We start from the raw sequence: 14,313 nt of genomic DNA on the forward strand, positions 1-14,313 counted from the left end.
TCCGGAAATCTGGCGGGTCGGACCGGATCAGGGTCGTCTCACCCGGCCGGTTCCGACGTCGGCGCCGACGCGGGCCCCGGCGTGGGCGTGAAGTGGCGCTCCAGACCCTGCCACACGTCGTCGTACCCCGTCTGGAGATGCCCGGCCGCCGCGGCCTGGGCGGTGGCGGTCACCGGCCAGCGCGTCTCGAACATGAACGCCAGCCCGTCGTCGATCCGCTGCGGCCTCAGCTCGGCGGCGCTCGCCCGCTCGAACGTCTCCCGGTCGGGCCCGTGCGCCGACATCATGTTGTGCAGCGAACCGCCGCCGGGGACGAAGCCCTCCGCCTTGGCGTCGTACGCCCCCTCGATCAGGCCCATGTACTCGCTCATCACATTGCGGTGGAAGTACGGCGGCCGGAAGGTGTTCTCACCGACCAGCCAGCGCGGCGCGAAGACCACGAAGTCCACCCCCGCCAGTCCGGGGGTGTCGGACGGCGAGGTGAGCACCGTGAAGATCGACGGGTCGGGATGGTCGTAGCTGATGGTGCCGATGACATTGAAGCGGCGCAGGTCGTAGACGTACGGCAGGTGATTGCCGTGCCAGGCCACCACGTCGAGCGGGGAGTGGTCGTACGTCGCGGTCCACAGATTCCCGCAGAACTTGTTGACCACCTCGGTCGGGCGCTCGATGTCCTCGTACGCGGCGACCGGGGCCAGGAAGTCCCGTGCGTTCGCCAGTCCGTTGGCGCCGATCGGGCCGAGGTCGGGCAGGACGAAGGGGCGGCCGTAGTTCTCGCAGACGTAGCCGCGCGCCGTCCCGTCCAGCAGCTCGACGCGGAAGCGCACCCCGCGCGGGATCAGCGCGACATGACCGGGCCGGGCGGCGAGCAGGCCGAACTCCGTGAAGATCAGCAGTCCGCCGCGCTCCGGGACGATCAGCAGCTCGCCGTCGGAGTCGCTGAACACCCGGTCGGTCATGGGGGAGTCGGCGTGGTACAGATGCACCGCCATACCCGTGCGCCGCGCGGCGTCGCCGTTGCCGCCGAGCGTCCAGAGCCCGGCCAGGAAGTCCGTCCCGGGCGCGGGCTCCGGCAGCGGGTTCCACCGCAGCCGGTTGGGGTCGGGCACGGACTCGGTGAACGGCGCGCCGCGCAGGGCGCCGTTGCCGCTCCGGGTGAACGGCGGGTGCGCCGCCGACGGGCGGATGCGGTAGAGCCAGGAGCGGCGGTTCTGCGTACGGGGCTCGGTGAAGGCGCTGCCGCTCAACTGCTCCGCGTACAGGCCGAGCGGCGCTCTCTGCGGTGAGTTGCGTCCCACGGGCAGCGCGCCCCGTACGGCCTCCGAGCTGTGCTCGTTGCCGAAACCGGTGACGTACTCCAGCGCGTCGGCCGTCTTCCGCGCCCGCTCGGTGCCGCTCATCGTCGCTCCCCGTCTCGCTGTCCTGCCCGGTTCTCGAATCCTATGCTCAACCGTAGGATTCCGGGCGCGGCACGTCAACGGGAGTGGTCCCGTTGGCGGAAAGAGGTCCCCGCGCGGCCCGCGACCGCCGGACGGCTCGCGAAGGGTGGGCCCGCCATGGGCGCGGAGCCGGCGCCGACGCCCGCGGAGGTCTGCGCACCGGAAGCCCGGCCGGCGGGCCCCTTCCCTCATCCGTACCGGTCGGTATGCTCGGGAGGGCCCGCGCGTCTGCGCCCTCGCCCGCCCCTGGAGGACCCATGCCGCCCACCGGCTCCACGCGTCCCGCCCGCACCGCGCTGCGTGTCTGCCCCCTCTGCGAGGCCACCTGCGGACTGACCCTCACCATCGAGGGGACCAGGGTCACCGGAGCGCGCGGTGACCGCGACGACGTGTTCAGCAAGGGCTTCATCTGCCCCAAGGGCGCCTCCTTCGGAGAGCTGGACGCCGACCCCGACCGGCTGCGCACACCGCTGGTCCGTGTCGACGGCGAACTGCGCGAGGCGAGCTGGGAGACGGCCTTCGACCTCATCGCCGCCCGGCTGCCCGCGCTCACCGAGGAGTACGGACCGCACTCCGTCGGCGTCGTGCTCGGCAACCCCAACGTCCACACCATGGCCGGTGCCCTCTACCCGCCCGTCCTGCTGGGCGTGCTGCGCACCCGTAACCTCTTCACCGCCTCCACCCTCGACCAGATGCCGAAGCACGTGTCGAGCGGCCTGCTCTACGGCGACGCGCACGCGATCCCCGTCCCCGACCTGGACCGCACCGACCATCTGCTCCTCCTGGGCGCCAACCCGCTGGACTCCAACGGCAGCCTCTGCACCGCGCCCGACTTCCCCGGCAGGCTCAAGGCCCTGCGCGGGCGCGGCGGCACCCTCACGGTGGTCGATCCGCGCCGTACCCGCACCGCGCGGATCGCCGACCGGCACCTCCCCATCCGGCCGGGCACCGACGCGCTCCTGCTCGCCGCCCTCGTCCACGTCCTGTTCGACGAAGGGCTCGCCGACCCCGGCGCGCTCGCCGGCCACCTCGAAGGGCTGGACGAACTACGGTGCGCGGTGGGGGACTTCACACCCGAGGCCGCCGCGGCCGCCTGCGACCTGGACGCCGGGGACATCCGAACCCTCGCCCGTGAACTCGCCGCCGCGCCCACCGCGGCCGTCTACGGGCGCATCGGCAGCTGCACCGTCGAGTACGGCACGCTCACCAATTGGCTCGTCGACGTCCTCAACGTCCTGACCGGCAATCTCGACCGGCCCGGCGGCGCCCTCTTCCCGCTCTCCGCCACCGACCGCGCGCCCCGCCCGGCGGGCCCCGGCAAGGGGTTCGCGCTCGGCCGCTGGGCGAGCAGGGTCGGCGGCCACCCGGAGGCCAAGGGCGAACTGCCCATCGCCGTACTCGCCGAGGAGATCGAGACACCCGGAGAGGGACGGATCCGGGCCCTGATCGCCCTCGCGGCCAACCCCGTGCTCTCCGCGCCCGACGGCGACCGTCTCGACCGGGCGCTGGACGGCCTGGACTTCATGGTCAGCGTCGACCCGTACCTCAACGAGACCTCGCGCCACGCCGATGTCGTCCTGCCTCCGCCGCCACCCTCCCAGAGCGCCCACTTCGACTTCGCCTTCAACGGCTTCGCCGTGCGCAACCAGGCCCGGTACAGCCCGCCCGCCGTCCCGCTGGCCGCCGGGCTGATGGACGAGTGCGAGATCCTGGCGCGCCTGGTGCTGGCCGCGGGCGGGGCGCACGGTGCCGACCCGTCGGCCGTGGACGACCAGGTCATCGACCGCACGCTCACGAAGGCGGTCGCCGACCCGCTGTCGCCCGTGAACGGACGCGACGCGAAGGAACTCGCCGCGGAGATCCCCCACACCGGCGGCCCGCAGCGACGGCTCGACCTGATGCTGCGCCTGGGCCCGTACGGGGACGGATTCGGCGCCGACCCGGCCGGGCTCACCCTCGCCCGGCTGCTCGACCGGCCGCACGGTGTCGACCTCGGGCCGCTCGAACCGCGTGTCCCCGGGCTGCTCAGGACCCGCAGCGGGCGCGTCGAACTCTTCCCCGCGCCGATCGCCGCCGATCTGCCCCGGCTGCGCGACGCGCTCGCCGAGCGGCCCGAGTCGCTCGTCCTCGTCGGCCGCCGTCATCTGCGCTCCAACAACAGCTGGATGCACAACGTGCCGACGCTCAACGGCGGTTCGAACCGCTGCACGGTCCAGGTCCACCCCGAGGACGCCGAACGGCTCGGTCTCGCCGACGGCGCGGCGGCGCGTGTCACCACCGGGGCGGGCGGGATCACCATCCCGGTGGAGATCACCGACACCGTCCGGGCGGGGGTCGTGAGCGTGCCGCACGGCTGGGGGCACGACCGTCCGGGCACCCGTATGGCGGTGGCCCGCGCGCGGCCGGGCGTCAACGTCAACCAGCTGCTCGACGGCAGCCGGCGCGATCCGCTGTCGGGGACGGCGGTCCTCAACGGCTTTCCGGTCGAGCTGGCCCCCGCCCACCCCGCACCACCCGAGACCCCGGCGTGACCTGGGGTTTTGCGCGTATTGCTCGCACGTCAACACCTTGTTAACGCGAGGAAACGGCACCTAACGTCATCCGCACCGCCGACCCGGGTGGGAGTTCAAGGGTGAACGTGAGGTACCTCCAATGCTGACAATCCTCGGATTCGTCATGATCGCCACCTTCCTGGTGCTGATCATGACGAAGAAGATGTCGCCGATCGCGGCACTCGTACTGATCCCCGCCCTCTTCTGCGTCCTGGTCGGCCAGGGCGCGAAGCTGGGCGACTACGTCATCGAGGGAGTCGGCGATCTGGCGCCGACCGCGGCGATGCTGATGTTCGCCATCGTCTACTTCGGCGTGATGATCGACGTCGGCCTCTTCGACCCGATCGTCCGCGGCATCCTGCGCTTCTGCCGGGCCGACCCGATGCGCATCGTGGTCGGTACGGCCCTGCTCGCCGCGATCGTCTCGCTCGACGGCGACGGCTCGACCACCTTCATGATCACCGTCTCTGCGATGTATCCGCTCTACAAGCGGCTGAAGATGAGCCTGGTCGTGCTGACGGGTGTCGCCGCCACCGCGAACGGCGTGATGAACACCCTCCCCTGGGGCGGACCCACCGCGCGGGCGGCCACCGCCCTGAAGGTGGACGCCACCGACATCTTCGTCCCCATGATCCCCGCGCTCGCCGTCGGACTGCTCGCCGTCTTCGTCCTCGCCTATGTCCTCGGACTCCGCGAGCGCAAGCGGCTCGGCACGCTCACGCTGGACGAGGTGCTGGAGCCGGTGACCGAGCCGGTCGCCGAGACGGTGCTGGTGCAGGCCGGCGGCGGTACGGCCGGCGGGGGAGCCGGGCGGACCGGGACGGGCGGCGGCGCGGCGGGCACGGCCGGTGCCGGCCCCTCCCCCGACGAGGACGCCGGTCCCCAGGAGCCCGCGGACGACGACGACTTCAAGGGCCTCGACCCCGACCGGCCCACCCTGCGCCCCCGCCTCTACTGGTTCAACGCGGGACTCACCCTCGTCCTGCTCACCGCGATGATCATGCAGCTCATGCCGATCCCGGTCCTCTTCCTGCTCGGTGCCGCACTCGCCCTCACCGTCAACTTCCCCTCCATGAAGGACCAGCGGGCCCGGATCGCCGCCCACGCCGACAACGTGCTGAACGTCTCCGGCATGGTCTTCGCGGCGGCCGTCTTCACGGGCGTCCTGACCGGCACCGGTATGGTCGAACACATGGCTGACTGGCTGGTGGGCGCCGTCCCCGAGGGCATGGGCCCGCAGATGGGACTCGTCACGGGCCTCCTGAGCCTGCCCCTCACGTACTTCATGTCGAACGACGGCTTCTACTTCGGCGTCCTGCCCGTCCTCGCCGAGGCCGGCGCCGCGCACGGGGTCTCCCCGCTGGAGGTGGCCCGCGCCTCGATCGTCGGCCAGCCCCTGCACATGTCGAGCCCGCTCGTCCCCGCCGTCTACGTCCTCGTCGGCATGGCCAAGGTCGAATTCGGCGACCACACCAGGTTCACCGTCAAATGGGCCGTGCTCACCTCCCTCGTCGTGCTCGCCGCCGCGATCCTCTTCGGCACCATCTGATGCCGGCGGGGGACCGGCGCTGGCTGCTGCGCCTCGTCATCGCCTTCGCCTTCTCCCAGGCGGCGGTGTCGATGGCGCGGCCCGCCGTCTCCTACCGGGCCCTCGCACTCGGCGCCGACGAGCGCGCGGTCGGCGTCATCGCCGGTGTGTACGCGCTGCTGCCGCTCTTCGCCGCCGTACCCCTGGGGCGCAGGACCGACCGGGGGCGCTGCGTCCCCCTCCTGGCCGTCGGCGCCGCGCTCATCGGCATGGGCTGCGCTCTCAGCGGTACGGCGGGCTCACTGGCCGCGCTCGCCGCCTGGAGCGGAGTGATGGGCCTCGGCCATCTCTGCTTCGTCATCGGCGCGCAGTCCATCGTCGCCCGCCGCAGCGCACCGGCCGACCAGGACCGCAACTTCGGTCACTTCACCATCGGCGCCTCGCTCGGCCAGCTCGTCGGGCCGGTCGCCGCCGGGCTGCTGGTCTCCGGCCGGGACGGCGCGATGGGGCGTACGAGCGCGCTGGCCCTGGTCGTCTCGGCCGGGGTCGCCGCCGTCTCCCTCCTCTGGCTGCGGCGGCTCGAGCCGCCGGCCGGCCCGCGCACGGCGAAGCCGGAGCGGGGGAAGGCCCGGCGGCGCCGCGAGGTCCGGCGGGCCGGGTCCGGCAAGGTGCCGGTACGGCGCATCCTGCGCAGCCGCGGTGTCCCCAGCGGCATCCTCGTCAGCCTGGCCGTGCTCTCCGCCACGGACATCCTCACCGCGTACCTCCCGGTCATCGGCGAGGACCGGGGCATCTCCCCGGCCACGATCGGGGTGCTGCTGAGTCTGCGCGCCGCCGCCGCGATCGCCTGCCGCCTGGTGATGACACCGATGATCCAGCGGGTGGGGCGTACGGTCCTGCTCACCGCGTCCTGTCTGATCGGCGGCCTGCTGTGCGCGGGGATCGCCCTGCCCGTGCCCGTGTGGGGGCTGGCGCTGATGCTGGTGGCGCTCGGTTTCTGTCTGGGCGTCGGCCAGCCGCTGTCGATGACGACCGTCGTCCGGGCGGCGCCCGCCGAGGCCCGCTCGACCGCCCTCGCGCTCAGGCTCACAGGCAACCGCCTCGGACAGGTCGCCGCACCCGCGTCCGCCGGGCTCGTCGCCGGAGTCGCGGGCACGGGCGCGCCGTTCCTGATGCTCGGTGTGCTGTTGCTCGGCGCGGCCGGTCTCGGCGTACGGAGCGCTCCGCGCGGCGCGGCCCCGGCTCCAGCCCGGCCGGAGGAGAGGGAACCGCGGGAGCCACCCGTCCCCGCCGACGAGTGCCGGCCTCGCGGCTGAGCCCTGACCCGAGCCCGGAGCCGGGCCCCGGACGAGGCGCCCTACGACACCTGTCCGGACCCCGCCCCCCGCAACTGCCGTACCGCCCCCGCCCCGTACCGCCCCGGGGCACGTCGCGGCGCCGCAAGTCATTCCCTGACCCCGCGCGGTCGGCTAACTTCAGGCGTCGCGGACGCTCCACCTCACCTTCCGGGCGGAATCCTCATGACGCGCGCCATATCTCTGCACAGTGTCAGCAAGGTGTACGGACGGACCACACGCGCCGTCGACCGTCTCTCCCTGGACATCGAGCCCGGCGAGTTCGTGGTGCTGCTCGGCCCGTCGGGCTGCGGCAAGTCCACCGTGCTGCGCATGATCGCCGGTCTGGAGGACATCACCGAGGGCGAGTTGCTGCTCGACGGGGAGCGCTCGAACCTCATGCCGCCCCGCGAACGCGGTATGGCGATGGTGTTCCAGAACTTCGCCCTCTACCCGAGCATGACCAACCGCGACAACATCGGCTTCCCCCTCCGGCTGGAGAAGCCCCGGCAGGACAGCTCGGCGCGCGTCGAGGCCACCGCCCGGATGCTGGGGATCGAGAACGTACTGGACCGCTACCCCAGTCAGCTCTCCGGCGGGGAGCGCCAGCGCGTCGCGATGGGGCGTGCCATCTCACGGCGCCCCTCCGCGTTCCTCATGGACGAGCCGCTGTCCAATCTCGACGCCAAGCTCCGCAACCATCTGCGGGCCGAGATAGCGCAGTTGACGGCCGAGCTGGGGGTCACGACCGTCTATGTGACGCACGACCAGGCCGAGGCGATGTCACTCGGCGACCGGGTCGCCGTGATGCGCGGCGGTGTGCTCCAGCAGGTCAGTTCGCCGCGTGAGACGTACGCGCTGCCGCGCAACGTCTTCGTCGCCGCCTTCATCGGCACCCCGCGCATCAATCTGCTCCAGGCCGTCGTGTACGCGCCGCTCGAAGGCCGGATGTCGATCGATCTCGGCCGGCAGCGGCTGCCGCTGCCCGAACCGCTCAGCCCCGACCACCAGTTGCTCCGTATCCAGCAGGGCCGCCAGATCATCGTCGGACTGCGGTCCGAGGCGGCGCGCATCGCGCCACCGAGCCAGGCGCGCCCCGGCGAGGTGGCGCTGAGCGGCATCGTCGAGCACATGGAGTACCAGGGGCACGAGGCGCTGGTGCACCTCAACACCGGTTCGCAGCCCGCGGTGGTGCCCGACCTCGAATCGCCCCGCCCGAGGACGGCGCCGCGCCGCCGACGCAGCGGCCCCGGGGTCCTGGAACGTCTGCGGGAGCGGGCAGCCGCGGCCGTCCCCGGCCGGGTCCCCGCGCATGTCTCGGGTCCCGTCGTCGCGCTGGACGAGCCGGAGCCCGGCCCGTCCGCGTACACCCCGGACCGTCCCGCGATCACCGCGAGCGACCTCGTCGTGCGGACGGGGCCCGACACACGGGTGCGGACCGGGGCGCAGGTGCCGCTCCTGGTGGACCTGGCGCATCTCTACGTCTTCGACCACTACGGCCGGCGGATCTGTCCCGCCCCCACGGACATGGCCGGCCTCGACGTGTGACGCCGTACCGGATGTGACATTCGGGACCCCGGAGTTCCCTGGCGCCGGAAAACTAACACCGCTAGTTTGGGTGTGCCGGTGCCGAACCGGCCGTGCGCGGCAGTCTCCGGGAGGAACAGCGATGAAGGCACACGACAGCATGTACATCGGCGGCCGGTGGCGCCCCGCCGCCGGTGCCGACACCATCGCCGTCGTCAACCCGGCGACCGAGCGGGTCGTCGCGGAGGTCCCCGCGGGCACCGCCGAGGACATCGACGCCGCCGTACGCGCCGCGCGCGCCGCCTTCCCCGGCTGGGCGGCCACCCCGCCCGCCGAACGCGCGGCGCGCCTCGCGGCCCTGCGGGACGCGATGGCCGCCCGCAAGGAGGAGATCGCCGAGACCGTCACCGCCGAACTCGGCTCGCCGCTCAAGCTGTCGAGGGCGGTGCACGCCTCGGCGCCGGTGGCCGTCGCCGGTTCGTACGCCGAACTCGCCGCCGGCTACGCCTTCGAGGAGCGGATCGGCAACTCGACGGTGCTGATGGAACCGGTGGGTGTCGTCGGCGCGATCACCCCCTGGAACTACCCGCTGCACCAGATCGTCGCCAAGGTCGCTCCCGCGCTCGCCGCCGGCTGCACGATCGTCGTCAAGCCCGCCGAGGACACCCCGCTGACCGCCCAGCTCTTCGCCGAGGCCGTCCACGAGGCCGGGCTGCCCGCGGGGGTCGTCAACGTGGTCACCGGCATCGGCGCCGTCGCCGGACAGGCGCTCGCCGCGCACGAGGACGTCGACCTCGTCTCCTTCACCGGCTCCACCGCCGTCGGCCGGCGGATCGGCGCCACGGCGGGAGCGGCCGTCAAGCGCGTCGCGCTGGAGCTGGGCGGGAAGTCCGCGAACGTGATCCTGCCGAGCGCCGACCTCGCGAAGGCGGTCAGGGCCGGAGTCGCCAACGTCATGGCCAACTCCGGCCAGACGTGCAGCGCGTGGACCCGGATGCTGGTCCACACCGACCGGTACGACGAGGCCGTGGAGGCGGCCGGGGCCGCCGTCGCCTCGTACCGGGCGGGCGACCCGCACGACGAACTGTGCCGGGTCGGCCCCCTCGTCAACGCGGCACAGCGGGAGCGGGTGCGCGGCTACATCGAGAAGGGCGTCGCCGAGGGCGCCCGGCTGGTCGCGGGCGGCGTCCGGCCCCCGCACGACATCGGCTACTTCGTCGCCCCGACCGTCCTCGCCGACGTCACCCCCGGGATGACCGTCGCCCAGGAGGAGATCTTCGGACCCGTCCTGTCGATCCTCAGGTACGAGGACGAGGAGGACGCCCTGCGGATCGCCAACGGCACCGTCTACGGGCTCGCCGGGGCGGTCTGGGCGGGCGACGACGACGAGGCCGTCGCGTTCGCGCGCCGGATGGACACCGGGCAGGTCGACATCAACGGCGGCCGGTTCAACCCCCTGGCTCCGTTCGGCGGTTACAAGCAGTCGGGCGTCGGCCGGGAACTCGGCCCGCACGGTCTCACCGAGTACCTCCAGACCAAGTCCCTCCAGTTCTGAGCCGGGAGGCGAACCGATCGTGGTCCGCGCAGCCGTACTGCCCGCCGTCGGAGCTCCGCTGGAGATCACCGACATCGAACTGCCCGAGCCCGGCCCCGGCCGGGTCCGGATCCGGCTGGCCGCCGCCGGGGTCTGCCACTCCGACCTGTCGCTCACCGACGGCACCATGCGGCTGCCCGTGCCCGCCGTCCTCGGCCACGAGGGCGCCGGGACGGTCCTGTCCGTCGGCGAGGGCGTCACCCATGTCGCACCCGGCGACGGCGTCGTCCTCAACTGGGCGCCGTCCTGCGGCGGGTGCCACCACTGCCGCCTCGGCGAGGTCTGGCTCTGCTCCTCGGCGCTGACCGGCGCGGGCGCGATCCACGCCCGTGCCGCGGACGGCACGGACCTCCACCCCGGCCTGAACGTCGCCGCGTTCGCCGAGGAGACGGTCGTCGCCGCGAACTGCGTCCTGCCCGTCCCCGACGGCATCCCGCTCACCGACGCCGCGCTGCTCGGCTGCGCCGTCCTCACCGGATACGGCGCGGTGCACCACAGCGCCCGCGTACGCGCCGGTGAGACCGTGGCCGTCCTCGGCGTCGGAGGGGTCGGCCTCGCGGTGCTCCAGTCCGCCCGCGTCGCGGGCGCGTCCACGATCGTCGCCGTCGACGTCTCCCCGGAGAAGGAGGAGTTGGCGCGCGCCGCCGGAGCCACCGACTGGCTCCTCTCCTCCGCCACCACCGCCAAGGACATCCGCGGGCTCACCGGCGGACAGGGCGCGGACGTCGCGGTGGAGTGCGTCGGCCGCGCCGCCACCATCCGCACGGCGTGGGAGTCGACCCGCAGGGGCGGCCGGACCACGGTGGTCGGCATCGGCGGCAAGGACCAGCGGGTGACGTTCAACGCGCTGGAACTCTTCCACTGGGGCCGCACACTGTCGGGCTGTGTGTACGGCAACTGCGACCCGGTCCGCGATCTGCCGGTCCTCGCCGAGCACGTACGGGCGGGGCGCCTCGATCTCGGCTCGCTGGTGACGACACGGATCACGCTGGACGGCATCCCGGCCGCGTTCGACTCCATGCTCGCCGGCCGCGGCGGCCGGGCACTGGTCGTCTTCTGACAGCGGCTAAGGGGTGTCCGGGGCCGTGCGGGCACCCGTCCGGCGCGGGCGGGAGCGCGCCACCGCGACTCCCGCCAGACAGAGCACACCACCGGCGAGCGTGAGCGCGCCGGGGATCTCGTCCAGCAGCAGCCAGGCCATCAGGACGACGATCGCCGGTACCGCGTACGTCGTGGCGCCCATCCGCGAGGCGGTCGTCCGGGCCAGGGCGTACGCCCAGGTCGTGAACGCCAGCGCGGTCGGGAAGACGCCCAGATAGACCATGTTGAGCGTCGCCGACAGCGGGGCGTGCACGGCGTCCTGGACGAGCTGCCAGCCGAACGGGAGGCAGCCGACCGCCCCGATCAGGGCGCCGTACGTCGTCACCTGCAACGGGGTCGCGTACGCCAGCGTGGGCTTCTGTGCGACGACACCGCCCGCGTACGCCACCGCCGCCACCAGGCAGAGCACCACGCCGAGTACGGAGGTGCTGCCGTCACCGGCCATCGAGAGGCCCACCACCACGGCGCCGGCGAAGGACACGGCCATACCCGTGAGCAGCCGGGGCGCCGGACTCTCGCCCAGCAGCCGGAACGCCAGCAGCGCCATGAGCAGCGGCGCGATATTGACGACGAGGGACGCCGTGCCCGCGTCGACGAGCTGCTCGCCCCAGTTGAGGACGACCGAGTACCCGCCGAACCAGAGCAGTCCCGACACCGCGATGCCGGGCCAGGCGGCGCGCGGCGGCAGCCCTTCGCGGCGTATCAGCAGGATCGCGACCAGCACCAGCGATCCGGTCAGCAGCCGGCCGAGCGCGAGCGCGCCCGGCGCGTACGCCTCGCCCGCGCTGCGTATGGACACGAAGGCCGATGCCCAGAGGACGACGGTGACCCCGGCGGCGGCCAGGGCCAGCGGCTGCGCGCGGCCGGCGGATCCGCCGGCCGCGGTGGACGTGCCGCGAGCGGCGGTCGGTACGGCCGCCGGTGCGGCCGGGCGCGCCTGGGCACGCGAGGAGAATTTCGCCATGCGAGCGATGTTAAGCCCTGAATAGTTCGGCTGTCACCGAAGTATTACCGCAGCTTCGCGGCCTCGATCCCCAGCAGCTCGGCGAACGCGTGCTCACCGGTCGGTGTCACCCGCACCGCCCGCTCCGTACCGATGCGCACACACCACTTCGACTCCAGGGCCAGCCGGCAGAGCCCCGCGCCCGCCACCCCCGCCAGATGGCGCCGCCGCTCCGTCCAGTCCAGGCACGAGCTGACCGCCGGACGGCGGCCGGGGCTCTCCAGCGCGATGCCCCGCTCGCGGAACCACTCCGTGCCCGGCTCGGTGAGGGCGAACCCGGCGTCCGTCAGCAGCAGTCCGCGCCGCCCCATGGCCTCCGTGATGGTCACCCCGAGCCGCCCGGCGAAGTGGTCGTAACAGGTGCGCCCGCGCGCCATGGCGCCACTCGCCCTCGACGCGCGTACGACATGCGGGCTGTCACGGCCCGGCATGACGTGCGCGGCCAGTGACTCGACCAGTTCGGCGGTGGTCGCGTCGGCCAGCCGCACATACCGGTGGCGGCCCTGCCGCTCCTCGGTGACCAGCCGCGCGGCGATCAGCTTCCCGATGTGCTCGCTCGCGGTGGACGCGGCGACACCCGCCTCCCGGGCCAGCTCGCCCGCCGTCCAGGCGCGCCCGTCGAGCAGCGAGAGGCAGAAGACGGCCCGTGTCTCGTCGGCGAGCAGCGCGGCGAAGCCGGCGAGGAGCGAGCCGGGCGAGGCCGACGGGGCGGGCAGTCCGAAGGGGTCGGCGGTGGCCGGTTCCGCCGGGGAACCGGCCGCTCTCGGCGTGGAGGTCTGCGGCATGCCTCCAGGGTGCCTCAAGAACTCTTCGGTGTGGCCCGAACTGTCTCGTACTGCCCCGCGAGCCCGTCGATCAGCGCCCTGAGCCCCGTCTCGAACGCTCCCTCGTCCACCCGCTGCTGCCGCTCGGCCAGCAGATGCGCCTGGCCGAGGTGCGGATAGTCGGCGGGGTCGTACGCCGTCTCGTCGTCCACGAAGCCGCGGGCGAACGACCCGAGCGCCGACCCCGTGATGAAGTACCGCATCAGCGCCCCGATATGGGTCGCCTGGGCCGGCGGCCACCCCGCCCTGACCATCGCGCCGAAGACCGCGTCGGCCACCCGCAGCCCCGCCGGGCGGCGGCCCGGTCCCTGCGCGAGCACGGGGACGATGTGCGGGTGGGCCGTGAGCGCGGCGCGGTAGGAGACGGCGTAGTCGTGCAGCGCGGTGCGCCAGTCCCGTACGTCGTCCTCGTCGAACATCGACAGATCGACCTGTGCGCTGACGGAGTCCGCGACCGCGTCCAGGATCTCGTCCTTGTTGCGGAAGTGGTTGTAGAGGGACGGCCCGCTGACCCCCAGCTCCGCCGCCAGCCGGCGGGTGGAGACGGCGCCGAGCCCCTCGGCGTCCACGAGCGCGCCCGCGGTCGCGACGATGCGGTCTCTGCTGAGGAGCGGCTTGCGGGGTCGGGCCATGGCGCACATCGTATGGGTGGTCGCCGCACCGGTCCCGGCCCGCGGCCCGCCGCCCGGCAACGGGGCGGTGGCAGTTCCGCGACAGACCTAAGCGCTTGCTCACCTTCGGGGTAGGGTGTGCGTTCTGCTGACCGGAAGGGGCGAGAGCGATGCGTACGGCGGAACGGACGGCCGACGGCGAGGGCGTGCCGTGGGGTGAGGTCACCCCCGAGGCGGCCAGAAGGCTGCTCGTCGCCGCCGTGGAGGCGTTCGCCGAACGCGGGTACCACGCGACCACCACCCGCGACATCGCGAGCCGGGCCGGGATGAGCCCGGCGGCCCTCTACATCCACTACAAGACCAAGGAGGAGCTGCTCCACCGGATCAGCCGGATCGGCCACGACAAGGCCCTGGAGATCCTGGAGGCCGCCGCCGGCCGCGACGGCACGGCGGCCGAGCGGCTCACCGACGCGGTCCGTTCCTTCGTCCGCTGGCACGCGGCACGCCACACCACGGCGCGCGTGGTCCAGTACGAACTCGACGCCCTCGCCGACGAGCACCGCGCGGAGATCGTCGAACTGCGCAGGCGCAGCGACGCGACCGTCCGCCGGATCCTCCAGGACGGTGTGCGCGACGGGGAGTTCGACGTCCCGGACGTGCCGGGCACCACCCTGGCCGTGCTGTCGCTCTGCATCGACGTGGCGCGCTGGTTCAACACGCAGGGGCGCCGCACGCCCGACGAGGTCGGCGCGCTCTACGCCGACCTCGTGCTCCGCATGGTGGTCGCCCGCGACTCATGA

General features: G+C 73.1%; 11 protein-coding genes. 7 read left to right on the forward strand and 4 right to left on the reverse strand.

Going from position 1 to position 14,313, the window contains the following annotated elements; all coding sequences use genetic code 11:
• Nucleotides 1-38: 38 nt before the first annotated feature.
• Nucleotides 39-1,400 carry a homogentisate 1,2-dioxygenase gene (hmgA, locus tag ACZ61E_RS08270; protein ID WP_469698661.1) on the reverse strand — a complete coding sequence of 454 codons (1,362 nt, stop codon included), beginning with the start codon at nt 1,398-1,400 and terminating at the stop codon, nt 39-41.
• Between the two features lie 296 nt (nt 1,401-1,696).
• Between hmgA and ACZ61E_RS08275 the strand changes: the two genes are divergently transcribed.
• The 6 genes from ACZ61E_RS08275 (at nt 1,697) to ACZ61E_RS08300 (ending at nt 11,034) form a co-directional block, all read left to right on the forward strand.
• Nucleotides 1,697-3,970, forward strand: coding sequence for a molybdopterin oxidoreductase family protein (locus ACZ61E_RS08275; RefSeq protein ID WP_469698662.1), 2,274 nt, complete (start codon nt 1,697-1,699; stop codon nt 3,968-3,970).
• A 121-nt stretch (nt 3,971-4,091) separates the two neighbouring features.
• The gene (locus ACZ61E_RS08280; protein ID WP_469698664.1) at nt 4,092-5,540 is read left to right on the forward strand and encodes a CitMHS family transporter; all 1,449 of its coding nucleotides are present in this window, start codon (nt 4,092-4,094) and stop codon (nt 5,538-5,540) included.
• On the forward strand, nt 5,540-6,835 hold the full coding sequence (locus ACZ61E_RS08285; protein WP_469698666.1) for an MFS transporter: 1,296 nt from the start codon (nt 5,540-5,542) through the stop codon (nt 6,833-6,835). The genes ACZ61E_RS08280 and ACZ61E_RS08285 overlap by 1 nt, the downstream gene beginning before the upstream one ends.
• Nucleotides 6,836-7,039: 204 nt before the next feature.
• Nucleotides 7,040-8,401, forward strand: a complete 1,362-nt coding sequence (locus ACZ61E_RS08290) for an ABC transporter ATP-binding protein (protein ID WP_469698667.1) — start codon at nt 7,040-7,042, stop codon at nt 8,399-8,401.
• A gap of 121 nt (nt 8,402-8,522) precedes the next feature.
• On the forward strand, nt 8,523-9,935 hold the full coding sequence (locus ACZ61E_RS08295; RefSeq protein ID WP_469698668.1) for an aldehyde dehydrogenase family protein: 1,413 nt from the start codon (nt 8,523-8,525) through the stop codon (nt 9,933-9,935).
• A gap of 19 nt (nt 9,936-9,954) precedes the next feature.
• Nucleotides 9,955-11,034: a Zn-dependent alcohol dehydrogenase gene (locus tag ACZ61E_RS08300; protein WP_469698670.1), complete on the forward strand. Its 1,080-nt coding sequence runs from the start codon at nt 9,955-9,957 to the stop codon at nt 11,032-11,034.
• A gap of 6 nt (nt 11,035-11,040) precedes the next feature.
• On the opposite strand, the gene ACZ61E_RS08305 is transcribed toward ACZ61E_RS08300, so the two are convergent.
• From ACZ61E_RS08305 to ACZ61E_RS08315, 3 genes are read right to left on the reverse strand one after another with little or no spacing between them, the layout of a single operon-like run.
• Entirely contained in the window at nt 11,041-12,039 is a 999-nt protein-coding gene (locus ACZ61E_RS08305) for a DMT family transporter (protein ID WP_469698671.1), read from the reverse strand.
• A 44-nt stretch (nt 12,040-12,083) separates the two neighbouring features.
• Complete coding sequence (locus ACZ61E_RS08310; protein WP_469698672.1) at nt 12,084-12,863, reverse strand: ArsR/SmtB family transcription factor; 780 nt, start codon at nt 12,861-12,863, stop codon at nt 12,084-12,086.
• A 14-nt stretch (nt 12,864-12,877) separates the two neighbouring features.
• Nucleotides 12,878-13,534: a TetR/AcrR family transcriptional regulator gene (locus ACZ61E_RS08315; protein ID WP_385795854.1), complete on the reverse strand. Its 657-nt coding sequence runs from the start codon at nt 13,532-13,534 to the stop codon at nt 12,878-12,880.
• A 149-nt stretch (nt 13,535-13,683) separates the two neighbouring features.
• Between ACZ61E_RS08315 and ACZ61E_RS08320 the strand changes: the two genes are divergently transcribed.
• Nucleotides 13,684-14,313 (forward strand): TetR/AcrR family transcriptional regulator, encoded by a 630-nt coding sequence (locus ACZ61E_RS08320; protein WP_469698674.1) that lies wholly within the window; start codon nt 13,684-13,686, stop codon nt 14,311-14,313.

The organism is Streptomyces sp. NPDC104581 (assembly GCF_055583685.1).

Bases quoted from the DNA above. Each gene is read 5' to 3' on its own strand.
- ACZ61E_RS08280 (WP_469698664.1), top strand. From the start codon at position 4,092: ATGCTGACAATCCTCGGATTCGTCATGATCGCCACCTTCCTGGTGCTG.
- ACZ61E_RS08305 (WP_469698671.1), bottom strand. From the start codon at position 12,039: ATGGCGAAATTCTCCTCGCGTGCCCAGGCGCGCCCGGCCGCACCGGCG.
- ACZ61E_RS08290 (WP_469698667.1), top strand. From the start codon at position 7,040: ATGACGCGCGCCATATCTCTGCACAGTGTCAGCAAGGTGTACGGACGG.
- ACZ61E_RS08295 (WP_469698668.1), top strand. From the start codon at position 8,523: ATGAAGGCACACGACAGCATGTACATCGGCGGCCGGTGGCGCCCCGCC.
- hmgA (WP_469698661.1), bottom strand. From the start codon at position 1,400: ATGAGCGGCACCGAGCGGGCGCGGAAGACGGCCGACGCGCTGGAGTAC.
- ACZ61E_RS08310 (WP_469698672.1), bottom strand. From the start codon at position 12,863: ATGCCGCAGACCTCCACGCCGAGAGCGGCCGGTTCCCCGGCGGAACCG.
- ACZ61E_RS08275 (WP_469698662.1), top strand. From the start codon at position 1,697: ATGCCGCCCACCGGCTCCACGCGTCCCGCCCGCACCGCGCTGCGTGTC.
- ACZ61E_RS08320 (WP_469698674.1), top strand. From the start codon at position 13,684: ATGCGTACGGCGGAACGGACGGCCGACGGCGAGGGCGTGCCGTGGGGT.
- ACZ61E_RS08285 (WP_469698666.1), top strand. From the start codon at position 5,540: ATGCCGGCGGGGGACCGGCGCTGGCTGCTGCGCCTCGTCATCGCCTTC.
- ACZ61E_RS08315 (WP_385795854.1), bottom strand. From the start codon at position 13,534: ATGGCCCGACCCCGCAAGCCGCTCCTCAGCAGAGACCGCATCGTCGCG.